Annotated in this window: 24 protein-coding genes; 8 read left to right on the top strand and 16 right to left on the bottom strand. The window is 40.3% G+C overall.

Going from position 1 to position 23,862, the window contains the following annotated elements; all coding sequences use genetic code 11:
• Nucleotides 1–2: 2 nt before the first annotated feature.
• The 8 genes from msbA to FTT70_RS03035 all read right to left on the bottom strand — a co-directional run bounded on the left by msbA (nucleotide 3) and on the right by FTT70_RS03035 (nucleotide 6,950).
• The gene (msbA, locus tag FTT70_RS03070; protein ID WP_180005926.1) at nucleotides 3–1,730 is read right to left on the bottom strand and encodes a lipid A export permease/ATP-binding protein MsbA; all 1,728 of its coding nucleotides are present in this window, start codon (nucleotides 1,728–1,730) and stop codon (nucleotides 3–5) included.
• Nucleotides 1,730–2,152 (bottom strand): biopolymer transporter ExbD, encoded by a 423-nt coding sequence (locus FTT70_RS03065; protein WP_004976812.1) that lies wholly within the window; start codon nucleotides 2,150–2,152, stop codon nucleotides 1,730–1,732. The genes msbA and FTT70_RS03065 overlap by 1 nt, the downstream gene beginning before the upstream one ends.
• Nucleotides 2,153–2,161: 9 nt before the next feature.
• Nucleotides 2,162–2,809, bottom strand: a complete 648-nt coding sequence (locus FTT70_RS03060) for a MotA/TolQ/ExbB proton channel family protein (protein ID WP_004976814.1) — start codon at nucleotides 2,807–2,809, stop codon at nucleotides 2,162–2,164.
• A 31-nt stretch (nucleotides 2,810–2,840) separates the two neighbouring features.
• On the bottom strand, nucleotides 2,841–3,728 hold the full coding sequence (locus FTT70_RS03055) for a ParB/RepB/Spo0J family partition protein (protein ID WP_180168267.1): 888 nt from the start codon (nucleotides 3,726–3,728) through the stop codon (nucleotides 2,841–2,843).
• Nucleotides 3,725–4,507: a ParA family protein gene (locus tag FTT70_RS03050; RefSeq protein ID WP_096901175.1), complete on the bottom strand. Its 783-nt coding sequence runs from the start codon at nucleotides 4,505–4,507 to the stop codon at nucleotides 3,725–3,727. The genes FTT70_RS03055 and FTT70_RS03050 overlap by 4 nt, the downstream gene beginning before the upstream one ends.
• Before the next feature lie 22 nt (nucleotides 4,508–4,529).
• Nucleotides 4,530–5,162 carry a 16S rRNA (guanine(527)-N(7))-methyltransferase RsmG gene (gene rsmG / locus FTT70_RS03045; RefSeq protein WP_131261485.1) on the bottom strand — a complete coding sequence of 211 codons (633 nt, stop codon included), beginning with the start codon at nucleotides 5,160–5,162 and terminating at the stop codon, nucleotides 4,530–4,532.
• Between the two features lie 84 nt (nucleotides 5,163–5,246).
• Complete coding sequence (murU, locus tag FTT70_RS03040; protein WP_180060634.1) at nucleotides 5,247–5,936, bottom strand: N-acetylmuramate alpha-1-phosphate uridylyltransferase MurU; 690 nt, start codon at nucleotides 5,934–5,936, stop codon at nucleotides 5,247–5,249.
• Nucleotides 5,937–6,950, bottom strand: coding sequence for an aminoglycoside phosphotransferase family protein (locus FTT70_RS03035; protein ID WP_180168266.1), 1,014 nt, complete (start codon nucleotides 6,948–6,950; stop codon nucleotides 5,937–5,939). It lies immediately after the preceding gene.
• Nucleotides 6,951–7,070: 120 nt separating this feature from the next.
• On the opposite strand from FTT70_RS03035, the gene FTT70_RS03030 reads away from it, so the two are divergent.
• Both FTT70_RS03030 and FTT70_RS03025 read left to right on the top strand, forming a co-directional pair.
• Nucleotides 7,071–9,518 carry an LPS-assembly protein LptD gene (locus FTT70_RS03030; protein WP_180060635.1) on the top strand — a complete coding sequence of 816 codons (2,448 nt, stop codon included), beginning with the start codon at nucleotides 7,071–7,073 and terminating at the stop codon, nucleotides 9,516–9,518.
• A complete protein-coding gene (locus FTT70_RS03025; protein WP_131261489.1) occupies nucleotides 9,518–10,819 on the top strand; it encodes a peptidylprolyl isomerase in 1,302 nt (433 codons plus the stop codon). Before FTT70_RS03030 ends, FTT70_RS03025 begins: the two co-directional genes overlap by 1 nt.
• A 113-nt stretch (nucleotides 10,820–10,932) precedes the next feature.
• Here the strand turns inward: FTT70_RS03025 and FTT70_RS03020 are convergent, their stop codons facing one another.
• Nucleotides 10,933–11,586, bottom strand: a complete 654-nt coding sequence (locus tag FTT70_RS03020; RefSeq protein ID WP_131261490.1) for a hypothetical protein — start codon at nucleotides 11,584–11,586, stop codon at nucleotides 10,933–10,935.
• The gene (locus tag FTT70_RS03015; protein WP_178867737.1) at nucleotides 11,564–12,376 is read right to left on the bottom strand and encodes a DUF6502 family protein; all 813 of its coding nucleotides are present in this window, start codon (nucleotides 12,374–12,376) and stop codon (nucleotides 11,564–11,566) included. The genes FTT70_RS03020 and FTT70_RS03015 overlap by 23 nt, the downstream gene beginning before the upstream one ends.
• A gap of 257 nt (nucleotides 12,377–12,633) precedes the next feature.
• On the opposite strand from FTT70_RS03015, the gene FTT70_RS03010 reads away from it, so the two are divergent.
• Together FTT70_RS03010 and FTT70_RS03005 are read left to right on the top strand one after the other, a co-directional pair.
• On the top strand, nucleotides 12,634–13,029 hold the full coding sequence (locus tag FTT70_RS03010; protein ID WP_131261492.1) for a hypothetical protein: 396 nt from the start codon (nucleotides 12,634–12,636) through the stop codon (nucleotides 13,027–13,029).
• Between the two features lie 88 nt (nucleotides 13,030–13,117).
• Nucleotides 13,118–14,716, top strand: coding sequence for a PT dipeptide repeat lipoprotein (locus FTT70_RS03005; protein ID WP_180168265.1), 1,599 nt, complete (start codon nucleotides 13,118–13,120; stop codon nucleotides 14,714–14,716).
• Nucleotides 14,717–15,010: 294 nt separating this feature from the next.
• Here the strand turns inward: FTT70_RS03005 and hfq are convergent, their stop codons facing one another.
• From hfq to tsaE, 4 genes are all read right to left on the bottom strand, one after another.
• A complete protein-coding gene (gene hfq, locus FTT70_RS03000) occupies nucleotides 15,011–15,529 on the bottom strand; it encodes an RNA chaperone Hfq (protein WP_180044055.1) in 519 nt (172 codons plus the stop codon).
• 92 nt (nucleotides 15,530–15,621) lie between these two features.
• Nucleotides 15,622–16,566 (bottom strand): tRNA (adenosine(37)-N6)-dimethylallyltransferase MiaA, encoded by a 945-nt coding sequence (gene miaA / locus FTT70_RS02995; RefSeq protein ID WP_180044057.1) that lies wholly within the window; start codon nucleotides 16,564–16,566, stop codon nucleotides 15,622–15,624.
• A gap of 6 nt (nucleotides 16,567–16,572) precedes the next feature.
• Nucleotides 16,573–18,555 carry a DNA mismatch repair endonuclease MutL gene (gene mutL / locus FTT70_RS02990; protein WP_004976842.1) on the bottom strand — a complete coding sequence of 661 codons (1,983 nt, stop codon included), beginning with the start codon at nucleotides 18,553–18,555 and terminating at the stop codon, nucleotides 16,573–16,575.
• Entirely contained in the window at nucleotides 18,548–19,024 is a 477-nt protein-coding gene (gene tsaE, locus FTT70_RS02985; protein WP_179988740.1) for a tRNA (adenosine(37)-N6)-threonylcarbamoyltransferase complex ATPase subunit type 1 TsaE, read from the bottom strand. The genes mutL and tsaE overlap by 8 nt, the downstream gene beginning before the upstream one ends.
• A 216-nt stretch (nucleotides 19,025–19,240) precedes the next feature.
• Between tsaE and FTT70_RS02980 the strand changes: the two genes are divergently transcribed.
• The 3 genes from FTT70_RS02980 (at nucleotide 19,241) to FTT70_RS02970 (ending at nucleotide 21,159) form a co-directional block, all read left to right on the top strand.
• Nucleotides 19,241–20,155, top strand: a complete 915-nt coding sequence (locus tag FTT70_RS02980; RefSeq protein ID WP_154320807.1) for a pseudouridine synthase — start codon at nucleotides 19,241–19,243, stop codon at nucleotides 20,153–20,155.
• A 110-nt stretch (nucleotides 20,156–20,265) separates the two neighbouring features.
• A complete protein-coding gene (locus FTT70_RS02975; RefSeq protein ID WP_004976848.1) occupies nucleotides 20,266–20,622 on the top strand; it encodes a type II toxin-antitoxin system RelB/DinJ family antitoxin in 357 nt (118 codons plus the stop codon).
• Nucleotides 20,623–20,715: 93 nt separating this feature from the next.
• Nucleotides 20,716–21,159, top strand: coding sequence for a GNAT family N-acetyltransferase (locus FTT70_RS02970; protein WP_004976850.1), 444 nt, complete (start codon nucleotides 20,716–20,718; stop codon nucleotides 21,157–21,159).
• Between the two features lie 101 nt (nucleotides 21,160–21,260).
• Here FTT70_RS02970 and FTT70_RS02965 read toward each other — a convergent pair whose 3' ends face one another.
• Nucleotides 21,261–21,983: a pseudouridine synthase gene (locus tag FTT70_RS02965; RefSeq protein ID WP_131261624.1), complete on the bottom strand. Its 723-nt coding sequence runs from the start codon at nucleotides 21,981–21,983 to the stop codon at nucleotides 21,261–21,263.
• A gap of 159 nt (nucleotides 21,984–22,142) precedes the next feature.
• On the opposite strand from FTT70_RS02965, the gene FTT70_RS02960 reads away from it, so the two are divergent.
• Entirely contained in the window at nucleotides 22,143–22,598 is a 456-nt protein-coding gene (locus FTT70_RS02960; protein WP_004976854.1) for a DUF441 domain-containing protein, read from the top strand.
• A gap of 85 nt (nucleotides 22,599–22,683) precedes the next feature.
• Here the strand turns inward: FTT70_RS02960 and FTT70_RS02955 are convergent, their stop codons facing one another.
• Nucleotides 22,684–23,859: a CynX/NimT family MFS transporter gene (locus FTT70_RS02955; protein ID WP_154320808.1), complete on the bottom strand. Its 1,176-nt coding sequence runs from the start codon at nucleotides 23,857–23,859 to the stop codon at nucleotides 22,684–22,686.
• Nucleotides 23,860–23,862 lie beyond the last annotated feature (3 nt).

Below are 23,862 nucleotides of genomic sequence, written 5' to 3'. Positions count from 1 at the left end.
AATTAATGTTCCTCGAAGTTACGTTGATGCAACTGGAAGTACGCACCTTTTCGCGCTATGAGTTCCTGATGAGTACCTTGTTCTAAAATACGTCCTTGATCCATCACCACAATACGGTCAGCATTTTCAATGGTAGATAAACGGTGTGCAATGACAATGGTGGTACGGTCTTGCATGGCCGCATCAAATGCACGTTGAATAAAGTATTCAGATTCATTGTCTAAAGCACTGGTGGCTTCATCTAAAATTAAAATCGGTGCATTTTTCAAGATTGCACGTGCAATGGCAATACGCTGTCGCTGACCACCCGACAAATTCAAACCTTGCGCACCTAATGCTGTGTCGTAGCCTTGCGGTAAAGCCATAATAAAGTCATGTGCATAAGCCGCTTTGGCTGCAGCAATCACTGCTTCATCACTCGCACCTTCAAGCTGACCATAGGCAATATTTTCACGCACCGTACGGTTAAACAATACCACTTGCTGATTGACCATAGCAATTTGTGAACGCAGGCTATTCAGCTCAATGTCACGAATATCATGCTGATCAAACAAAATTTGCCCTGAAGATACTTCCTGAAAACGTACCAACAGATTGACCAATGAGGTTTTACCCGCACCTGAACGACCGACCAAAGCCACTGTCTCGCCTGCTTTGACATCTAGATTGAAATCATGAATGGCATGGTGTCCATCGGAATACACCAAATTCACATTTTTAAATTGCAAATTGCCTTTTAGGTCTGGTGTAAGCGTCCCGTGATTGTCTTCTTCAGGCATATCGAGCAATTCAAAGACTGAATGTGCTGCTGCCAAGCCGCGTTGTAATTTTTCATTAATATCGGTAAGGGCTTTAATTGGTTTGCTCAACATACCTGCGGCAGTAATGTAGGCTACAAACTCGCCTGCTGAAATATCACGTAGAATTTCTGGGCGTAAGGCAATCCAGATAATAATTGCCAAAGCAATGGACATAATGAACTGCACCACAGGGCTGTTCAATTGCTGCACTGCCACCATCTTTAAACCACGACGCAGGTTTTCTAAAGAGTTTTCTTTAAATCGGCTTTGTTCATAGGTCTGACCACCAAAACCTTTGACGACCAAATTACCATTCACCGTTTCTTGCACCACGTGGTTTACATCCCCCATGGTGTCTTGTACTTGAATAGATAAACGACGCATGCGTTTTGCAGCTTTACGAATCAGCAAGCCAATTAATGGGCCAAATACCAAAATACAGAGGGTCAAACGCCAGTTGGTATACAGCAAATAGCCGAGCAAGCCGAGTGTAATCAAACCCTGTTGTACCAATGTACGCAGCGATTCTGTAGATGCAGCGGTCAACTGCTCTACGTTATACATAATTTTGGCAGTAATGTGCCCACTGGTATTATCTAAGTAATACTGTGCAGGTAAACGCAGCAATTTAGCAAAGACTTCCTGACGGATATTGAATACCAAATTACGTGAAATCACTGCGGTATAGTAACCGCCAATAAAAGTTCCCAAACCACGGAAAAACATCAGTGCAATGACTAATAGCGGAAATAGTGTGGTGAAAGATTGGTCACGCTCCTGAATGGCATTAATAATTTTTTCCAAGAGTTTTGCCACAGATACTTCTGTGGCTGCATTAATGGCGAAACCGATAATCACCAAGATTGCCAAGCCCCAAAATGGGAGCAAATATCTCAGAAGACGGCGATAGACCTGTAAATCCTTCTTCACTAATAACCTCGAGTTGGGACTTTCGTACTGATATTGATGTTGACGAAACCAAGTTGTCCTGCGACATCCATCACTCGAATCACATCTTGATGAGTGGCTTTGGCATCTGCAGCAATGATAAACATTAAATCACGTCGATCTTGAGAAATTTGTTTAATTGCTGTGCTTAAATCTGCCACTTCCTTAGTCGAAAGTGCCTGACCATTGACAGAATAATGCCCTGAAGAATCTACCACGACTTCAATTTTATGTTCATAAGATTTTGGTGGTACGCCTTGCGCATCTGGCAAAGTTAAATTCATACGGCTAAATTGGTTAAATGTGGTCGAAAGCAACAAAAACACCAAGATGAACAGTAAACAGTCAATCATTGGAGTCAGGTTAATATGAATATCTTCAACTTGCGAGCGTTTGAATTTCATAAACTCACCTTAGCTTACTTTTTTCACATCTTGCACATCCGCATCAAGCTGATGAGGTTGACTCTGATGAAATAATCCTGCGTGAAACAAAGTCGCTTGCTGCTCTAACTCAGCAGTATATTCTTGCACCAAACGCTGAAAATAACGATAGGCAAATAAGGCTGGAATTGCAATTAACATACCTGCAGCAGTGGTAATTAAGGCTTTAGAAATCCCTGGAATCATTAAGGTTGGATTACTTGCACCCACATCAATCACTAAAAATGATTCAATAATCCCAAGCACTGTACCCAATAAACCCAATAATGGCGCAACTGCACTGAGCGTACCCAAGAAGTTGATATTTTTTTCTAAATAACCAATTTCTTGTGAAGCTGTCGCTTCCATTTGTGCACGCGCATAGTGTTCTGATTGTTGTTTGTTACGCGCACCCGCCTCAAAAATACGGCCTAATGTACTGTTTTTTAAGTTGGCACTTTGATTCAGTTGTTGCAACACAGTCGCTAAACTTTGCCCGCGGTTGAGCAACAACGCATTGGGCAAAATACCTGCTCTCTTTAAACGCATAAAACGCTCAATGGTAATTGCAACGGTAAATACCGAGCACAATACCAACGGCAGCATCAGCCAGCCACCTGCTTTTACCAATTCCCACATTCGCTTTTCCCCAATAAAATACGAATTAAAATTAATCGGACAGGCAAATATTTAAAATACCATCCAGCTCTTCCAGAGAGTGATAACTGATGGTCAATTTGCCCTTACCTTGCTTGTTAAAATCAATTTTAACATCTGCACTAAAACGCTCAGAAAGACGTTGCGTGAGTTGTTGAATATCAGGCGCAATAGCCGTTTTCGGCTTTTCTTGTTTTGGCGCATTAAAGTCACGTACCAACTGTTCGGTTTGACGTACCGATAAATTCTTTTCAATTACATGCTGCGCGACTTTGAGCTGATCTTTAGCTTTCAAAGTTAAAATAGCACGTGCATGACCCATATCTAGCAAGCCTTGCTGCATCAACTCTTTAACAGGCTCAGCCAAAGTGAGTAAACGCAATAAATTACTGACCGTGGTACGTGCTTTACCTACTGTTTCGGCAATTTCTTGATGACTCAAGCCAAACTCATCGTGAAAGCGTTGTAACGCCATTGCCTGATCAATTGGGTTGAGATCTTGACGCTGAATGTTTTCAATTAATGCCAAAGCAATCGCGACCTGATCGGTCAAATCACGCACAATTGCAGGAATTTCAGTTAAACCTGCCAACTGTGCAGCACGCCAGCGACGCTCACCTGCAATAATTTCATAAGGATGTTGTTCGTCATCTATCGGACGAATCACAATTGGCTGCATTACACCATGTTTTTCAATAGATGCCGCCAATTCCTGTAAATCTTGCTCTTGAATAAAGAGACGCGGTTGATATTCACCACGTTTTAATAAATTGACATCAATTTGTTTTAGCTGACCATGATCTAAAGATTGCACTTCAAGTTGTAATTTTTCTTTCTGGATTGACCCCAATAAGGCATCCAAACCACGACCTTTGGCTAATCCGCGTTTTTTTGTGGTCATGCTTTACTTCCTTTTTTCACTTTGCTTTTTTTCAACATTTCAGCTGCTAAATTCAGGTAGGCAACTGCACCCTTCGAGCTTTTTTCAAAATAAATGACGGGTAAACCGTGTGCAGGTGCTTCTGCCAAGCGTACATTACGCGGAATCACGGTATCGTATAATTTTTTACCAAAATAGTGCGATAATTCTTCAGACACGTCACGGGTTAAGGCATTGCGCGCATCATACATGGTGCGTAATACACCAATAATTTCTAAATCAGGATTGAGTGCTTGTTGAATACGGTCAATGGTTTGCGTCAGGTCAGCCAAACCTTCAAGTGCGTAATATTCACACTGCATTGGAATGATCACACTTTGCACTGCTGCTAAAGCGTTTACTGTAATTAAGCTTAAACTTGGTGCACAGTCGACAATAATATAATCAAAGTCTTTGGCAACTTCTTGCAAGGCATTGCGCAAAATAAACTCGCGCCCTTCTTGCTCAGCAATCACCAATTCAACCCCTGCCAAATCACGATTGGCACCCAAGACTTTATAACCAACTTCTGCCTTGCTAATTGCAGTTTCAATCGGCACTTCGCCCAACAATACATCGGTCACTGAATACAGCAAATCATTTTTTTGAATGCCTGAACCCATGGTGGCATTGCCTTGTGAGTCCATATCGACCAATAAAATGCGCTTTTTCAAAACAGCCAAAGATGCTGCCAAATTTACTGCGGTTGTGGTTTTTCCGACACCACCTTTTTGGTTCGCAATCGCAATAATTTGTGCCATGATCACCCCAGTCCTTTGAAAATTAGATACGTTTTAATAAAAGTAAATGACGTTGTTCGTCTAAGCGCGGAACTTTAAGCTCGATAATTTCACAGCTGAATTCATCTTTCAATGCCTCTACTTCATCGGCAGGAATCAAACCTTTCATAGATGCAATAATACTTTGCTCATGCATAAATGGTTTTGACGCGGCTACAAAGTCAGTTAAAGATGCAAAAGCACGACTGGTAATTACATCAAACTGACCTAACTCGCGGATGCTGTCTTCATTTTCAACACGGGTCTGAACTGCCACGACGTTTTTCAGTTTTAAATCGGCAATAAACTGTTTTAAGAAACGAATCTTTTTACCATTCGAGTCCAATAACACGCAATCGCGCTCAGGCTGACACAAGGCAATAATCATGCCCGGCATACCACCGCCAGTACCAATATCCAGTAAACGACCTGCAGGCAAGTCTTTGAGGATGCTCAGACTGTCTAGCAAATGCTTCACTAGCATTTCTTTCGGGTCACGAATTGCAGTGAGGTTGTACGCTTTGTTCCATAGCACCAAAGCATCTTGGTATTTGAGTAATAAATTTAAAGCCTCATCACTGAGCTCTAAACCTAAAGCCTGACTACCTTGCTTGAGTTCCTGAAAAAACGAATGCATCACAATTCACATCTCGAAAAAGTTAATGGAAGTATACCGATTTATAGTTGCAGTCATAGGGGCGAATGCTTAGTGAATATGCACTTAAGCGTACACACCCTGCTGAATTTGTTGATCTAGCGCATTTAATCGTTCAGGAGTGCCAACATCCACCCAAACACCCTGCAATTTCTGTGCAGAAATTTTTTCTTGCTGCATGGCTTGTTTAAGCAATGGTGCAAGTGGACGTTTACCCGATTCCAAACCATTAAACATTTGCGGATGCATCACCGCCACGCCACTATAAGTCAGATTTTCACCTGAACGTGCTTGCTCAAAAGTATAGGCTTTGTTTGCAGCCAAAATGAAATCACCTTGTGGATGCTGTATTGGATTTTCCACCAAAACCAAATGTGCCAAGTCATCTTGAAGCTGCACATTTAATAATGGCGCAAAATCCATGGTGGTCCAAACATCGCCATTCACCAATATAAAAGGTTCATTGCCCAATAATGGCAACGCATTGATGATGCCACCTGCAGTTTCTAAGCCTTCGCCTTCATGCGACCACAAAATTTTCACACCAAATTGCGAACCATCACCCAAAGCATCTGCAAGTTTTTCACCCAACCATGCCGTATTGATGACAATTTCCTGCACACCCATCTTTTGTAATTTTTCGATGTGCCACACAATTAAAGGCTTACCACCGACTTCCAATAATGGCTTAGGTGTATGCAACGTTAAAGGACGCATACGATTACCCATGCCTGCAGCAAGAATCATGGCTTTCATTTAGGCAACCACCTCATACTGACCATATTTGGCTGTAAATTTTGGCATTACTGTATTGTGAATGAATTGCATAAATGGTTGTAATTCAGGATACGGCTTGCTTTCTTCAAGCAAATACCACATTACTCTAGGTAGGTCTTTGAGATAACCCGACTTACCATCACGTTCAAACAGACGCACAAAAATGCCTAAAATTTTAATATGACGCTGAATTGCCATCATATCAGCATCTTTTTTAAATTGTTCAAAATCACGGTCTTGCTTAGATACTTCTGGCAACAAATCATAGAACATTTTAAACCAACGATACACATGCTCAGCATTCCACTGCACATAAGCATCACGGGTAATCGAAATTAAATCGTATGTATCTGCACCAATGACCGCATCCTGAAAATCAATCACACCAAGTTCCGTGTCATCGCCTACTTTCATTAAGTTACGACTATGAAAATCACGATGCACAATCACTTGCGGCTGTGCCACAGCTGCATTGGCTAAAATAGCAAAAGTACGTTTAATTAAGGCACTTTCTTCTGCGCTTGGCTGAATCTGTAAGGCAGGCAATAACCAATCGGTGAGCAATTCCATTTCACTGATGAGTTTGTCATAGGAATACTCAGGGAAATGTGCAGTGCCATCAATATCTTGTAATTGAATTAACTGCTTAAAGCACTGCGCATAGTAGTCATCTACAGTCTGATCATTCAGCAAGGTGGATAACAAGACATCACCAAAATCTTCAAGCAACAAAAAGCCTTGTGTCAAGTCTTTGGCTACAATTTTTGGCACGCGCACGCCATGGGCAGCAAAAAATTCATCAATCGACACAAAAGGACCACAATCTTCTTTTTCTGGTGGTGCATCCATGAGCATAAATGTTTTATTATTCAACTTGATTCGTGCGTAACGACGAAAACTTGCATCGCCTGCTAAAAAATGAGTTTCAAATTGATCTGAACCAAGTACAGATGTTATCCATGTTTGTATCAATTGTTCGCGTTGTGTATTCATTTGCAATAAATTCTAATACAGGCTGAGTTTTTAAAGTGCTAAGTGTAGCTACTTCTGCGCTTTTTCTCTATGATGCGACAATAATTAATTGCGATTAAGCACTCTTGGTTGATGAGATAAATGAAGCATCAGTTTAAATTTAATCCTTTAGCGACTGCGGTCTTAACTCTGTTATGTGGTCACTCTGTTTCCAGCTATGCGCAGACCACAGATCAGACTTCATCTGTCACAAATCTCAATAACCAGCAGCTTAAGCACACCATTCAGGAAGCTTATCCTGGGCAGCAGTTCTTTGAGCAATATTATGTTGATAAAGCTGCACCTGAAGCACAACAACAATTTGGTCACAGCCAAAGTTCTGCCTATTGTGAGGGTGCGTGGCTAACGCCGATCAGCTCAGGTACTGTTGCGGTAGATGCTGCAAATGCCACTTCTACAGTGACTGCCGATTATGGGCACTATGACCCAAATGGTGATTCAGTCTTAGAAGGCAACGTGGTGATTGACCAAGAAGGTCGTCAAATTCGTGCCGATAAAATTACCATTGATCAAACTCAGACCTTTGCCAAAGCCGAAGGTCGGGTACAAATGGCGCAAGCGGGTTTACTGGCGCAAAGTGATGAAATTAATTACAACCTAAAAACCCAGCAAGGTGACTTAAACAACAGTTTTTATATTGCCGAAGAACAACATGCACACGGCATGGCAGAAAAAATTGCACGCACCTCAACCAATACGATGGTGCTGAATAATGCCACTTACAGTACTTGCCCGCCTGAACAAGCCCCGACTTGGAAAATTCAAGCCAATGAAATTAAGCTGAATCAGGAAACGGGACGCGGTGAAACACGTGGCACCAAATTGTATGTGAAAAATGTACCAGTTTTGGCTGTACCCTACTTCAATTTCCCAATTGATGACCGCCGTACCACAGGTATTTTGACGCCTAGTTTTGGCTTTACCAATGATGGTGGTGTCGAGCTATCTGTGCCTGTGTATTTAAACCTTGCACCGAATTTTGATGCTACCGTTAGCCCACGTTATATTGCAGATCGTGGCGCGATGCTAGAAGGTGAATTCCGTTATTTAACTGAAAATTTTGGTTCAGGTAAAATTTGGGGCGGTTATTTAGCATCGGATGCCAAATATGATGACCAAGACCGTAAAGACTTACATTTTTTACACGGCTGGCAAATCAACGAACAATTTTCAACCAACTTAGAATATAACTATGCATCGGACAAAGACTACTTTGCCGATTTAAATAACAACCCGAACTCTAAAACCGACCTAAATTTACGTCGTGCTTGGGAGTTGAATTATCGTAACGGCATACCGGGTTTAAAAGCACAGCTCAAAGTTGAAGATTTCCAAACCCTGGATAAGACGATTCCATCTGTGGATCGCCCTTATGCACGCCTACCACAATTTTTATTGAACTATAAAACGGGCAATCCTCAAGGCTTCCAAGTCGAATTTAATAACGACACAGCTTACTTCAAAAAAGATCTAGCTGCGCAAGATGGGGAACCAAGTGGTACGCGTATTTATAATGACTTTGCAGTGCGTTACAACTACCGTAACCCGTGGTCATTTGTGATTCCAGAAGTATCGTTACGCAACATCAACACCTTCTATGATAAAGAAACTCTAAGTACAGACACGTATAAATCTTCAAGTAAAAGTGAGTCGGTTACTGTTCCGCAATTCACTTTAGACACAGGGATTACCTTTGAAAAAGATGGTCGCTTCTTGCAAGCCATTACCCCGCGCGCGTTCTATGCCTATGCACCGTACCGCAATCAAAACGACCACCCAAACTTTGACTCTGCAACAGCTTCGATTAATTATGACCAGTTGTTCAGTCCAAACCGTTTCTATGGTCATGACCGTTTAGAAGACAACAACTTTTTGTCTTTGGGTTTAAACTATAGCCTATTTGATGAAATTGGTTTGGAACGCCTTAGAGCAGGAATTGGTCAAAGTTTTTACTTTGAAGATCGTCGTGTCACGCTGGATAATACCGAAGACGAATTTAATACGGAAAACCGTACTGGGCCAATTGTTAGCCTAACCAGTCAGCTAAGCCAAAACCTTAGTGTGGGTGCCAATGCTGCATGGATGTCAAATGGCGACAATGCACAGCGCAGTGTCAATATGCTTTACACGGGTGATCAAGGCAACTTATATAGCTTTGGTTATATTAACCGCCGTGTTATTCCAAACCGTCAAGATCATTATGATCAAGTCGTGGCATCGTTTATTCAACCTATTCACAACAACTGGCGCATTTTAGGTCATGCTCAATATGACCTAGACAACAGCGTTGCGCGTGAATATTTGCTAGGTGTGAACTATGAGTCGTGCTGTTGGGGCATCTCAGTCTATGGTCGCTCTTACTATAACGACTTGGATGATGTGACGGATGCGGGCGTTAAACCCAAACGTGCCATTATGGCAGAGTTAAATTTAAAAGGTTTAGGCAGTTTCAATAATAAACTTGCATCTTTACTTGAAAACCGTATTTTAGGTTTTAATAAAATTAATCAATCTTGGACACAACGTTAATGAAAACAGAACAGTTAAAACGATTTTTAAAAGCATCTACCTTGGCACTTTGCATGACAGCAGCGCTGCCTGCATTTGCTGCGAATGATCAAATTGTGGCTGTAGTTGACAATAGTGTCATTTTAAAAAGTGATTTAGCGCAAAGCGTGGTTGAACTCAAACAACAACTTGAAATGCAAAAGCGCCCTGTTCCGCCACAACACATTTTAGAACAACAAGCTTTAGAACAACTGATTGTACGCCAAGCGCAATTAGAACAAGTCAAACGCTATAACATTAAAGCTGATGAAAAATCCCTGAATGAAGCTGTGTTAAAAGTTGCACAGCAAAATGGAAGCAATAGCTTAGAGGCTTTTCAGCAAAAGTTAGATAAATCATCTCCTGGCAGTTATGCGTTTTTACGTAATCGTATTGCCGAAGATTTAGCTATGAATCGTTTGCGTCAGCAAGTGGTGATGTCACGTATTCAAATTAGCGATCAAGACGTTGATAACTTTCTGAAAACCCCACAAGGTCAGGCTGCCTTAGGCAACCAAGTCCATATTTTGCATGTGCGTGTTTCTGGAGCAGAAAATGCCGCACAAGTTGCGCAACAAGTCAAAGCTGAATTGGCGCAGAACAATGACATTCAAGCCATTAGTAAAAAATATACAGGCAATGGTGTAACCGTTCAGTCTGCAGACATGGGTTTACGTAACTTGACCGATATTCCCGCGGAACTTGCTGCACGTATTACGCCATTAGATGTGGGGCAAACCAGTGAACTGATTGAAGTCCGTGATGGTATTCATGTCGTAAAATTACTGGAGCGCAAAAGTACTGAGCAACGTGCACTAGTTCCACAATATCAAACTCGACATATCTTGATTCAGCCAAGTGAAGTCGTAAGCCCTGAAAATGCGAAACACATGATTGACAGTATTCACAACCGTTTAAAAGCGGGTGAAGACTTTGCAACCTTAGCAGCGACGTTCTCTAATGACGCTGGCTCTGCACGTGATGGTGGTAGCTTGGGTTGGGTTAATCCTGGGGTGATGGTACCTGAATTTGAAAACCAAATGAAAAATACTGCAAAAGGTGAAATTAGCGCACCATTCCAAACCCAGTTTGGTTGGCATGTACTGCAAGTGACCGATACACGCCAGCAAGATATGACTCGTGAATACCAAGAACGTATGGCACGTCAAATACTAGGTGAACGCCAGTTTGATACTGAATTGGACAGTTGGTTACGTGAAACACGAAACAATGCTTTTGTAGAAATCAAAGACCCAAGCCTAGATCGTAAAAAGAACTCCTAAGCGCATATAGCTTTTAGAGCTTTAGATCACAATCAAAACCAGTGCCACCGCACTGGTTTTTTTATTTGCAAGGGTATCTGCTCAAACTTATGTCCTCATCCGTTCGACTTTCATCAAGAAAAGTTTTTATTTTCTATTAGTTCCAATGGTAGCTGCAATTCTCCACACTCTTCTTCTGGCTCAGATGGGATAGTAATTTTGACTTGATTATTTAACTGCCATACTCCTTTTACAGGTTCAAATAACTTGTATTTAAGCTGAAAAATACGCTCTTCATCTGGCATTAATTCAACTTTTTTAATAATGGAACACTGCATCTCAGGAAATAATTGATCTTTTGTTTCAGTATTATAAAAATCTAAAGGCACATTGCAATCAGGATATTCTAATATCACTTTATCCGAATAATTATTAAGAAAAGATAATTTAATCTCTATAGGAGTACCTTTATCTTTATCAACTTTTAGATCATACGAAGCATCTTTACGTAAATCTGTTTTTTGATATAAATCCAAAAATTGAATTTCACGAACGACTAGACCACACAAATCAGTTGCAGCCCCAGATAGTCTTAACGTATATTGATCCTGTTTAAAGACATCATCACTATTGCTGTCGTTAGCATTCCCAAGACCAGGTGGAGGTGGAAGCCCATTACCTGTACCTTCTAAACTAGCTCCCCCTACACTAAAATCCTGTCCGCAACCAATCATTGTTAAAAATAAAACATTAAAGCAAAATAGCTTAACCATTTTCTTCACGGTCATGTTGATAAACCCCAAATATAAAAGTTTTAGAAGCATCTAGCTTGCCTTCATCCTCTGTACATTTTTCAGAAGCTAGCTTGAGTAGTTGTAGTGAATATTCGTGCCACAATTTTAGACTTTGATCACGTAAAAACTGAACAGATGCTTCTGTTAAGCCATCCGCACACACAGCTTGTTCTAAAAAGTTTGTCTGATTATTTTCAAATAAATTATGTAAACCTGCAGCCAGATGGGATTGTAAATTTTTAATCAAAATTTTACGAGCTTCTTGTAAAGAAGGATCAGGAATAAACTGTCCTTTTTGCAAGAAAATATTACCCTCTTTTTCAAGTACTATGCCTAATCGGATCAACTCATTTAACACAGACCTAGGATGGCGTTCAGTAGATACTTTTTTTACCAGAATTTCGAAATTATTTTCTTCATCACTACTGAATGGTAAACATTCTCCCCAGCCTTCTGCTAACCACAAACCTATAACCCGAGAAGGAACACTAATTGGTTCAGAGATATTTGCTTCAGTCAAAGGCTTACCCGCCAGCTTTGTCTCTTTATATGCACTGACATCCTTACGGTGTAGACCAGATAATAAACTAATAGCAGAAATAGTAGGCTTTTGATCAATCCTTTCTAATTCTTGAAGAGCCTGTTGATAAAAAATTGGTTTTAAAGCAGCTGAAAATTCTGTATATCCAACACCAGAACGAATTAACCATTGGCTAAGATAATCCATGAGTGCAAGCACTTGCTTTAAATTAAACTCAGCATCATTAGTAGGAAGTTTAGTCATTACACCAACAGCAATAGAATTACAATTGAAATTTTCTCACTATTTTTAGTCTCTTACAAATTATATCAGATGAATTTTCATATCTTGTGAAATAAAAATACTCACAACCTGGCTCTCACTATATCACTTTTTAATTTTTTACTATTTAACGTTCATCTATTTACAACTGTTAATTAAATATTCTATCATAAAAATGCGAATTTTTCGCATTCCTAAACAAAGTATTCAATTTAAATAATCATCGTTAAGGAGTAAGTATGATGAAAATTTCACCCCTGATTCTTCTGTTTACCATTTATGCTAGTTCAACGTCTTCTTATGCTGGCTTTGCAGACAGTTTAAGAGATCTAAGAGGAACCTTAAGTCAAATTAACGAAACGACCAAAGAAGTAGCAGGTACAGCCAAAGAAATGACTAAGTTTCGTGGTAATGATGAAACATCTAAAGATATTGAACGTACTATAGGACAAAAATTAACCCCAAAACTAAACAACTTACCGCTTTATGAAACGTCTAATAAATCAAGCAAAGTAAAAACTAAGCTTTCTAAAAATTCTGACATTATTTATGCAGGTAATGTCAGCTCAAATGGATTAATCGAAGTAACAACAGAATATGGAAATGGATGGGTAGAGTCTCATTTAATTCATTAATTCTTAAAATGGGGGCGATAGTGATAACATAGCTATCAGAATTTTGATGGCTATCTCTGTGAAAAATATTTCTAGTGAGTAGCTTATTATGAACAAGATAATTAAAAGTGGCTTTGTGACTGTAATAATTACTGCTTTGGTTGGTTGTAACAGTGACAGCTCAGATAATTCCAATACACAAACACCAACACCAACACCAACACCAACACCAACACCAACACCAACACCAACACCAACACCAACACCAACACCAACACCAACACCAACACCAACACCAACACCAACACCAACAACAGTAGCGGATAAATTGGCTGGAGAGTGGATTCAAGGCTCATCTAACTTAGGTATTTCTGATTGTAATTTAGCTCAGATTGAAATTACTAAAACTGGGAATAATTCAGTAGAAGCCAGTAATGAAGGTGTTCAATATTCTCTATATAATCCTTCATTAAAAATGTGTGGAGGTGAATTGGTTAGCAAGCGTTATCAATTACTTGGAGATCTAATACTAAAAGATATTAAAACTGGTATTAAATATGATAATTTCTTTTACTATCCTGTTAAATATCAAAAATATAGCACAACTTCAGAAGAAAATAGAGTCTTAACTTTTTTAAATGATGACTCATTTTGTATTATTAATTCAACTAGTAATAATCCTGCTTACATTAAGTTAGAAAGGAATTCTATATCTAACCCCTACAAGGATAATCGCTGTTATGTAAAAAGTAATGTCGGATTATTTACTGCAGAAAAACCTAAGACCCTTATTACAACAGCAAATTTTTTAAATGTAGATGCGGTTAATTCAACCAGTAGTACTGCATTCCTATCTCAGCTTAATGAAATGGGGAAAAATGGATATAAAATTGTCGCATACAATAATAAGGTGTATGGAAATCAAACTGTAAATAGCTATATGAAGTTAGCTAATCAGAATACTCGCTACTCTGCTATTGTGTCTGATCGAACTGCAAGCTCTATTAGCAATATCTATTTTTCATGGTTAAGTAATCTTAATGAGAATGGAAAATCTGGATACCAATTTCTTCATTCTGTAAGGCCTTCTACTGACTTAAATTTTAAAGACTATTTTTTAAAAAATGAAAATGATAATGCATCATACACTTATGATAGTGGTTATCTTTCCCCACTTGTTGACACTAATCAATTAATAAATGTACTTAATAAATTAGGTCAAGAAGGTTGTCGCATTATTCAATTTAAACAATACTTTACAGGAAATCATGTAGAAATTTTAGATAATAAAGAAAATCAACCTAAGATAGTAACTTGTATAAATAGTAGTAAACATAATGGTACCTACACATATCGATACAAAGATTATCCAACAGAGAGTACAAGACTTGAACGTGCTTTAGCATTGCAAAGTATGATAAATGCTCAGGCTAAGGATGGGTATCGTTTAGTTAGTCGCTCTTTAGATATATCTGCCACTAAAAAAAATGGCTTATTATTTATGAAAGATAGTGAAGAGCTAGATGTAGGAGAATTTAAAGTATTTTCAGAAGAGATTTTCTCAAATACTCCTATCCTTAAATATTTGAATAAACGCTTTAATCAGCAAGGTCAAATAGGCTGGTTGTATACAAATGCAGAATTTGTATACGCAAATAATCCAAAATCTATTCAGGCAGATCTCAATGATTTTCAAATAATTGAATAATTTTAGATGGGCACGATTGCATAAAGAGACTATAAGCAGTAAGCATCCAGTGAACCCCCACTTTCGCTAAAATGCAATGCCCCAATAGTGTCCACTTAAATTTTAGTGGGCACTTATTTATGGGAGGATTACCCTGCCAAATCAGTGGCAACCCGACCAAAATCAAAAAATAGGTATGAGGTTCAGCACACGCTTACACTTAAGCTTATAAATCAGAGTATGTAAATTGACCAGAAAAAGAGTAAGACATAAAAAAAGCCTCTCAAAATGAGAGGCTTTTTTTCAGAATATCAATTAACGATTGTTGTCGTCTTCTTGAGATTCTTCAAATTTAGAATCGTTGTCAAAACCGCTTGCAGACTGACCACCGAAGCCACCTTGACCGCCAAAGCCGCCACCTTGACCACCGAAGCCACCTTGACCGCCGAAGCCGCCACCTTGACTACCGAAGCCACCACCTTGACCACCGAAGCCACCTTGACCGCCAAAGCCACCACCTTGAGCACCGAAGCCGCCTTGACCACCGAAGCCACCACCTTGACCACCGAAGCCTGCGCCTTGACCACCAAAGCCTGCGCCTTGACCGCCTGCTGGTGCACCCGCTGGACGTGGATTACGTGCAGGAACAACTGTAGAAATTGCATGTTTGTAAACCATTTGGCTTACCGTGTTTTTCAATAAAACAACATATTGGTCAAAAGATTCAATATGACCTTGTAGCTTGATACCGTTCACAAGGAAGATAGAAACAGGAATACGTTCTTTACGGAGAGAATTTAAGAACGGATCTTGTAAAGTTTGACCTTTAGACATGTTATAACTCCAAAAATAATTAAAAATCAGCGCAAAAACTATCTTTATTTTTCAATTAAAAATTATAAAAAAGACAGTGTGTAAATTTTGCTTTATCCGTACCAGTTTCGCAAGTCTTCTTGAGCCTGCTTTATCGTAAAATATGTGTGAAATTTATGCGATTCTTGCAACGATCTGAGCCAAGTATATTGACGTTTCGCAAGTTGTCGTGTTGCGAATAGCGCCTTATCCTCCATTTCCTGCATTTTTCCGCGACTTTCATCACCTTTTTGTAAAAACTCTAAAGCTTGACGATAACCGACAGAGCGCATGGAAGGTAAATTTGCATCTAAATCGTATTTTTCAATAAGATGACGCACCTCATTTAAAAAACCCATTTCCCACATGATCTCTAAGCGTTTTTCAATACGCTGATGTAATTCTACCCGATCAGGCACTAAGGCGTGGTTATGAAAAGTGTAACGATATGGTACATTTTTAGGTTGTTCTGCTTGCAGTTGGGTAATTGGTGTGCCTGTTAATTTATAAACTTCCAAAGCACGAATAATACGTTGCTTATCGGACACTTTAAACTTTTGTCCCGCCAATGCATCTACCGCACATAATTCTGCATATACAGCCTCCCAACCTTCACGCGCGGCTTTATCTTCAATTTCAGCACGTACTTGGTAATTGGCACTGGGTAAATTTGAAGATAAACCTTCAAGCAATGCCTTAAAATACAGCATGGTTCCGCCCACTAAAATTGGGGTTTTTCCTATCGCGTGCATATCGTCAATCAAGGCGCAGGCATCTTCGACAAATTGTGCAGCAGAATACACTTCAAGCGGGCTGATAATATCAATCAAATGATGCGGATAACGCGCCTGTTCCTCTTTAGTTGGTTTGGCTGTACCAATATCCATATCTCGATAAACTAGCGCAGAATCGACTGAAATCAGCTCAAAATGCCCCAATTCATACAGCTCACATGCCAAAGCAGTTTTACCGCTTGCAGTTGGTCCCATTAAATTGATGACCGGCAATTGATTTGACATGTAACGCTACTCTCCTCGAGCAAAAAGTTTATCTAGTTGTGCCAATGGAAAGGCACGCCAAGTCGGGCGACCATGATTACATTGGCTAGCAAATTCGGTTTGTTCCATTTGACGCAATAAGGCATTCATTTCAGAAAGACTTAACATCCGATGTGCACGTACTGCACTATGACATGCCATTCCCGCCAAAATATGATCACGCTTTTGCAACAAGGCTTGCGCCTCATCATTCGGGTCTAAATCATCAAGTAATTCAGGAATTAATTCGGCAAAATCTGCCTTATGCAAAATCGCGGGCACACCGCGCACAATGACCTGTTCATCGCCATATTGGTCTATTTCCAAGCCCAGTCGTGCCAATTGTTCTTTTAAATCATCCACCCGCATGGCTTGCATGCGGCTAATGCTGATAACTTTGGGGATCAGCAATTGCTGCGAAGTCCAAAACTCAGGTTTATCCCAAGCGGCTTTCATCTGTTGCAACACAATTCGTTCATGGGCGGCATGCATATCTACAATAATCAAGCCTTCACTATTTTGCGCCAGAATGTAAATACCATGCAATTGCGCAATTGCAATGCCGAGCGGATGCTCATCCACCGCAGGTGTTGTGTTTGTTTGCGTAAGATTGGCTGAGTCTTGATCTAGATCACGTAAAGGCGCGAGATAGCTTTTTAAAGCATTGTTGAGCTGTTGCGAACCTTGATAATTACTCTGCACAGGTCGGTTATATTGAACTGTCTGCGGCTGACTCTGATTAAAATCGGTAAGTAACTCACTTCCCGCTTGTGAAGCGGGCTGCATCGTGTACGCATCTACTGCATCGTCAGCGGAATTGTAAGGATTTGCCTCGGCATGTTTGTGCAGTAAAAATTGTTCCTGATAACGCGGTTGCACCACATAAGGCGCAGCTTGTTCGACAGGATCAGCTTTCATAGCAGTGGCTAAATCTGCTGTTGCAGTTTGAAATTGCGCCAAGGTTTCTTTGGCATAATGTCGTACAAACTCATGCACTTCCCGCTGATTTAAAAAGCGAATTTCATGCTTGGTCGGATGCACATTGACATCAATATTTTCAGGCTCAACCTCTAAAAACAGTAAATACGCAGCATGCTGATGTCCATGCAAAATACCTTCGTATGCCATACGCAAAGCATGGGAGATGGTCTTGTCTTTTACAATGCGCCCATTCACATACACATACTGCAAGTCGGCTTGCGAACGTGCATCGGAAGGATGCCCCAACCAACCCGATAAGTGCATGGTGACACTGTCAGCATCTATCCAATAGGCATTTTCGACAAAGTTTCGTCCTAAAAGTTGCTGCACGCGCTGAAAACGCAATTCGCCACTGTCTGCAATGGGTAAATTCAGTTTGATGCTGTCGTTGTGTTCCAAAACAAAACGAATATCGAAATGTGTGAGTGCCAAACGACGCACAATTTCTTCAATATGTCCGAATTCTGTACCCGCTTTTTTCAGGAATTTACGTCGTGCAGGCACATTAAAAAATAAATCCTGTACCCGAATATGTGTGCCTTTTTGTGCAGCAACGGCCTGAATATCTTGATGGTCAAAGGCAGTGCCATTGACTTCGACCTGATAACCGACACCATCTTCAGTTTGGCTACTGACCAAAGTCAAACGCGATACTGCTGCAATTGATGCCAGTGCTTCACCACGAAAGCCTAAACTGACAATAGCATGTAAATCATCAGCCGTTTGAATTTTACTGGTCGCGTGACGAGTCACCGCCAAAGGCAAATCTTCAGCATGAATGCCACGACCATTATCAATAATTTCAATGAGTGTACTGCCGCCTTGTGCCACACGAATAATCAGCTCGGTTGCACCTGCATCAATGGAGTTTTCTAGTAACTCTTTGACCACAGAGGCAGGACGCTCAATTACCTCACCCGCAGCAATTTGGTTGGCTAAGGCAGGTTCAAGCGTGTGGATCCGACGTAGATTTAACACATCATTAGGCATGATTAAATTGTTGCTCCAAAGCTTGTTGTAATGCAACCGAAGACGAACTTAGCATTGCTGTACGGCTTAATTCATCTTCCGATTTTTTAATTTCAATGATCAAGTCTGCGGGCGGAATTTCATCGCCACCTTTTGATGGCCATTCAAATAAAAACAAGGCATTTGGGGTTTCTAAATAATCACGAATGCCCATCAGCTCTAATTCATAAGGATCATTTAAACGATATAAATCAAAATGAAAAATATCTTGTCCTTGTATTTGATAAGGTTCCACCAAGGTGTAAGTCGGGCTTTTAACCGCGCCCTGATGCCCCAAATGCTGTAGAAAATAACGCGATAAAGTGGTTTTTCCTGCGCCTAAATCACCAATTAAATAAATCACACCCGACCGAAAATGCGTTGCCAAAACCTGCGCCAGATTTTGGGTATCTTGCTCATTATTTAAAGCCAAATTAAATGAATACTGCATAACGCTCACGACATGATTCAAAAGACCAATTATGATAGCATCGCACTGCTTTAAAGCCTATGTACTGATGGATAAAACTGTGTAAATGTGGACAATTTATAACAATTTTAGACAAGGCAATGAATCAAGATTGTTAAGCTTAGCACCCAAACTGCTTAGGCTATTTTCAATATGATGAAAAAGAAACTCTCACACCTGAATATGAGCAATTTGCAGATGAAGTCGACTCATCCCAACACCTTTGTTCCACCCATGCTAGATGGTGTGAGCGCCAGCAAATTGCATTTACCCAAATTAAGCACACAGCCTGAATCAATTTTTCGTTATTTATGTGCCCAGTTTGCCCATATTTCTGCACAGGAATGGCTGCAACGCTTTGAGGATGGTCTGGTTTATGATGCCGAAGGCAAGCGTTTAGATTTAGATACACCTTATAGCGCACATCAGGATATTTTTTATTATCGTTTTTTAGCGCATGAAGTTGCCGTGCCTTTTCAGCATCAAGTTTTATTTGAAAATGAACACTTATTGGTTGTAGATAAACCACATTTTTTGACCATGAGCCCTACAGGGCAATATGTACAAGAAACCTTATTAGTACGCTTAAAAAAACAAACACAGAATGAGCAGCTCACACCTATTCATCGTTTAGACCGCGAAACTGCGGGTGTGGTGCTGTTTTCCAAACAACCAGAAACTCGGGCGGTGTATCAGCAATTATTTGCAGAACGTCAGGTGCAAAAAACCTACCATGCCATTGCGCCTTATCAAGCTAATTTGTCACTACCATGTACTGTGCAATTACGCATGGAAAAAGGTGAACCTTTTTATTTGATGCACGTCGTGGCAGGCACACCTAACAGCGAAACAGAAATTCGTTTGCTTGAACATAATCAAACATGGGCAAAATATGAATTAAAGCCTACAACAGGCAAGCAGCACCAACTGCGTGTGCATTTAAATAGCTTAGGTATTGCGATTAAGAACGACCCGTTTTATCCCATTTTACAGCACAAACAAGCAGATGATTTTTCTGCACCGCTACAATTGCTTGCCAAGCATTTAAGTTTTTTTGACCCGATTAGCCAGCAACAATTCCACTTTAGCGCACAGCAAGAATTGACATTGTAATATGTTTGTCATTACAAAATAGTGGATTTTCGTTGTAGTCATATTGAAATTACAAATGAATTGTTTACAATATTGCTAAAATTTAAATCTATTTCCTTCTATTAAAAATTATGAGAAAAACTGAAGTCTATCAAGTACGCTTGGACTCTCAAGAGAAAAAACAAGCCTTTGCTGTGTTTAAACAGTTGGGGATTACGCCTGCGCAAGCGGTACGTTTGTTTTTTAAGCAAGTCGTGCTGACTAAATCAATTCCCTTTTCAATTGAAAATCAGAATATTAATCTGGAACAATTGATTAAGTTACGCAAATTAAAACAAGAGCAAAAAGCAACGCTAGTGGATGCAACCCCAAGCAATGAAGCATCTGTAACTGGCAATAATAGTGTTGAAGATTTTGAACTGGATGATGAACATCTAGACTTGTTTGATGAACTCAATGCAATTTTGGGTGAAACTGACAAAAATTAACAGTGTTGCATTTTTAAACAATTCTTTAAAAATTTACTTTAAAAACTTAGCTATGCTTCATGCAAGGACAATAAAAAAGCATGGAGTATCGTAATGATTGTAAGACGTGCCACTTTAGAAGACTTAGACCAGCTTGCTGTATTGTTCGATGAGTATCGTCAGTTTTATGGTGCATCCTCGAATTTAAGCCTTTCAGCAGCATTCTTAAAACAGCGTTTTGAAAATCAGGAAAGTGTGATTTTCATTCATATCAAAGATCAAAAAATCACTGGATTTGTATTACTTTATTTAGGCTTTTCTTCGGTTGCCTGCTCGACCTACTATATTTTAGATGACGTTTATGTCACCCCTGTTTTTAGACGACAAGGTTCGGCCAAACAGCTCATTGATACTGCAATTTTATTTGCACGACATGAAAATGCGCTACGGATTAGCCTTGAAACACAGAAAAGTAATTACCAATCCCACCAATTGTATGAAAAGATGGGTTTTGTCAAAGATGATGAATTTCAAACCTATCACTGCTTTTTAAAATAGTCATCTGATCTGACGATTGCAGAGTTAGACAATGGATTTAAATTTAACCTAGCCCAAGCCATTGCTCATGAGCTATTGATGAAAGCTCAGCTAAACTCATGTTATTCCATACGGCTTTTTGCCAACTCGACATGTTCAGGGCTTAAATACATCCATTCACCCACATCTAAAGCCAAATCAGTCAAGTTTAATGCACCAACTTGCTGACGATGTAATTGTTCTACTTTATTGCCCACTGCTGCCAGCATACGTTTAACTTGGTGATAAACACCTTGATGAATGGTCATCTGCAATTCATGTTCAGCAAGCTGTTGTACCTCTGTTGCAGCAAATGTCCCTGATTCATTGCGCAATGCGACACCCTGCTCAAGTTGCTGGATTTGTGTTGCATTAATCGGGTCTGCGGTGTGCATAGCATACACTTTTGCCACATGCTTTTTAGGATGGGTCAATGCTTGTAAAAACTGTCCATCATCCGTCAGCAATAACAGCCCTGTGGTGTCCTGATCTAAGCGTCCAACACACTGCAAACCACGATTCAGCAATACATCATCAAACAAGTCAAACACACTAAAATGATGGGTCGCCTGATGCGAACACTCATAGCCTTGTGGTTTATGTAAGGCGATATAGACCTTTTCACGATATTGATAATTTTCCCCATACACCGAAAATTGCAAAACCGTTTCAGGCGCAATTTTTATCGCGAATTTAGGATTGGTCTGGGTTTCGCCCATAATGGTGACTGCACCATTTTTAATGAGTTGTTGGCAATGTTTACGTGATCCAAAGCCTTGTGATTGCAACATTTTTTCCAACAACATGATGAGCGACCTAATGATAAAAAGTATAAATATATTTGCTGCTATTCTAAACCAAATACACCGTAAATTCTGAACACATTGCGTACCTTGCCCGCTTGTAGTTCAAAACAGTTACAATAACTGCACTTTTCCAATTTATTTCCCCTTTTATGGATCACCATGCTCTCTCAATTAGACCTTAACCTGATGGTGCTGATCGTTCTACTCGCATGCGGTATTTTTAGCCAAAATACGGCTGTGACCATTGCCGCAGCAGTACTGATTGTTTTTAGAATTACGCCGCTAAGTGAATTTTTCCCACTATTGCAGCAGCATGGCTTAAATCTGGGCATTATCATTCTCACCATTGGCGTACTGACACCCATTGCCAGTGGCAAACTTCCAGGCGAAGCAATTCTAAAATCTTTCCTGAGTTGGAAATCTTTACTTGCGATTGCAATTGGTGTTTTTGTGGCATGGTTAGGCGGGCGTGGTGTCAAGCTCATGACCAATCAGCCTGATGTGGTCGCAGGCTTATTGATTGGTACAGTCGCAGGTGTTGCTGTGCTACGTGGCGTGCCTGTGGGACCACTGATTGCAGCAGGAATTCTCACCTTGTTTATTGGCTATTCTTAACATAGATTTAGGGACGCTTGGTTTAGATGGTTTTGCTTGAATTCATCGTCTTGTATCAACCAATTTCAATAAAAACCATCCAAATCTAAGCCACTTTGCGAAACAAGATAGATGTTAATATCATTCCCATTGCAGATAAAACGGCCATTAAAATACCAACCCAAAGCCATGTTCCTGTGGCAGATACGATAGCTGCGACCACAGGCGGCAATAAAAATTGTGAAATTGCCGAGCACTGCAACACCAAACCTACGGTGGTACTAATCGCAATCGGTTGTGGTGCAAAATTAAGTACTTGCGCAAATACCACAGCTGCGACTAAACCACCAAATAAAGAGAAATGGATGACCAATAAAAACTGCACAATGAATGGTAAAACATCACGCAAAATATAAAAACTCAGTGCGCATAGCATCAATACCGCAAAACCCATTTGCATCAACACTTGCGCTCTCAGCCCACGCTGTAATAACAACCCACATACAAATGTACCCACCGCATTTGCCATTGCAACCATAGCTGTGAGCACACCTGCGGTTTGTAAAGATATTTGATATTGCTGATAAATGGTCGGCAAAAAACCCACCAAACTGAACCACTGCCCTGCATAAACACCAAAAACCAAAGCCAATATCCATGCGGGTGGATGGCTCAAAGTGCTTTTAATCAGTTCAAAGATGGCAATGGCTTGCGTGCTGATCTGCACACTTGGTACGGCTTTATAAATGATGATTGCGAGCGCAAAGGATAACAATCCCAAACACATCCACACGCCTTGCCAATCCAAGATGGGCAGTAAAAACGGCGTACTTAGTAAACCAATACCCATCCCACCGCCCATATAGGCACTCCACAGCCCCATTTTGGCAGGCAACTGCTCCACTGCAACCAGTTGACGAATAAATGCAGGGCCGCTGAGTGTAATCAGTAAAAAGCCAAAACCTTCAATTACACGCAGACTTAATAGTGCGGAAAAGCTATGTACAAAACCACCAACAAAACTTGCACCTGCCAATAAAGACAAACCCAAAAGTACACAGCGTTTTAAGCCAATTTTTGCGGTATAACTGCCTAGCAACAACGCCAAAGACATGCCCGCAGCTTGTACCAAAGACAGCAAAAAACCTGCCTGAACCAAACTAATTCCGAGTTCAGCTTGTAGGATGGGTACAGTCGGTGGCAACTTGCCAATATGCATTGCTGCCATAAAACCCGCAGCAACAATCCACAAATCCTTTGTCAGCCAACGTACCGAACTCACTGC

Source organism: Acinetobacter sp. YH01003 (assembly GCF_013420525.1).
Lineage (GTDB): Bacteria > Pseudomonadota > Gammaproteobacteria > Pseudomonadales > Moraxellaceae > Acinetobacter > Acinetobacter towneri.
The sequence above is the reverse complement of the archived record's forward strand: the minus strand, read 5'-3'. Positions and strand labels throughout refer to the sequence as shown.

What these genes read in the sequence shown, in the direction of transcription:
- FTT70_RS03005 (WP_180168265.1), top strand. Translation starts at nt 13,118, where the DNA reads ATGAACAAGATAATTAAAAGTGGCTTTGTGACTGTAATAATTACTGCT.
- rsmG (WP_131261485.1), bottom strand. Translation starts at nt 5,162, where the DNA reads ATGCATTCGTTTTTTCAGGAACTCAAGCAAGGTAGTCAGGCTTTAGGT.
- FTT70_RS03050 (WP_096901175.1), bottom strand. Translation starts at nt 4,507, where the DNA reads ATGGCACAAATTATTGCGATTGCGAACCAAAAAGGTGGTGTCGGAAAA.
- FTT70_RS02980 (WP_154320807.1), top strand. Translation starts at nt 19,241, where the DNA reads ATGAAGTCGACTCATCCCAACACCTTTGTTCCACCCATGCTAGATGGT.
- murU (WP_180060634.1), bottom strand. Translation starts at nt 5,936, where the DNA reads ATGAAAGCCATGATTCTTGCTGCAGGCATGGGTAATCGTATGCGTCCT.
- mutL (WP_004976842.1), bottom strand. Translation starts at nt 18,555, where the DNA reads ATGCCTAATGATGTGTTAAATCTACGTCGGATCCACACGCTTGAACCT.
- FTT70_RS02965 (WP_131261624.1), bottom strand. Translation starts at nt 21,983, where the DNA reads ATGTTGTTGGAAAAAATGTTGCAATCACAAGGCTTTGGATCACGTAAA.
- hfq (WP_180044055.1), bottom strand. Translation starts at nt 15,529, where the DNA reads ATGTCTAAAGGTCAAACTTTACAAGATCCGTTCTTAAATTCTCTCCGT.
- FTT70_RS02975 (WP_004976848.1), top strand. Translation starts at nt 20,266, where the DNA reads ATGAGAAAAACTGAAGTCTATCAAGTACGCTTGGACTCTCAAGAGAAA.
- FTT70_RS03055 (WP_180168267.1), bottom strand. Translation starts at nt 3,728, where the DNA reads ATGACCACAAAAAAACGCGGATTAGCCAAAGGTCGTGGTTTGGATGCC.
- FTT70_RS03065 (WP_004976812.1), bottom strand. Translation starts at nt 2,152, where the DNA reads ATGAAATTCAAACGCTCGCAAGTTGAAGATATTCATATTAACCTGACT.
- FTT70_RS03025 (WP_131261489.1), top strand. Translation starts at nt 9,518, where the DNA reads ATGAAAACAGAACAGTTAAAACGATTTTTAAAAGCATCTACCTTGGCA.
- FTT70_RS02970 (WP_004976850.1), top strand. Translation starts at nt 20,716, where the DNA reads ATGATTGTAAGACGTGCCACTTTAGAAGACTTAGACCAGCTTGCTGTA.
- FTT70_RS03060 (WP_004976814.1), bottom strand. Translation starts at nt 2,809, where the DNA reads ATGTGGGAATTGGTAAAAGCAGGTGGCTGGCTGATGCTGCCGTTGGTA.
- miaA (WP_180044057.1), bottom strand. Translation starts at nt 16,566, where the DNA reads ATGTCAAATCAATTGCCGGTCATCAATTTAATGGGACCAACTGCAAGC.
- FTT70_RS03030 (WP_180060635.1), top strand. Translation starts at nt 7,071, where the DNA reads ATGAAGCATCAGTTTAAATTTAATCCTTTAGCGACTGCGGTCTTAACT.
- FTT70_RS03020 (WP_131261490.1), bottom strand. Translation starts at nt 11,586, where the DNA reads ATGACCGTGAAGAAAATGGTTAAGCTATTTTGCTTTAATGTTTTATTT.
- FTT70_RS03035 (WP_180168266.1), bottom strand. Translation starts at nt 6,950, where the DNA reads ATGAATACACAACGCGAACAATTGATACAAACATGGATAACATCTGTA.
- FTT70_RS03015 (WP_178867737.1), bottom strand. Translation starts at nt 12,376, where the DNA reads ATGACTAAACTTCCTACTAATGATGCTGAGTTTAATTTAAAGCAAGTG.
- FTT70_RS03010 (WP_131261492.1), top strand. Translation starts at nt 12,634, where the DNA reads ATGATGAAAATTTCACCCCTGATTCTTCTGTTTACCATTTATGCTAGT.
- FTT70_RS02960 (WP_004976854.1), top strand. Translation starts at nt 22,143, where the DNA reads ATGCTCTCTCAATTAGACCTTAACCTGATGGTGCTGATCGTTCTACTC.
- tsaE (WP_179988740.1), bottom strand. Translation starts at nt 19,024, where the DNA reads ATGCAGTATTCATTTAATTTGGCTTTAAATAATGAGCAAGATACCCAA.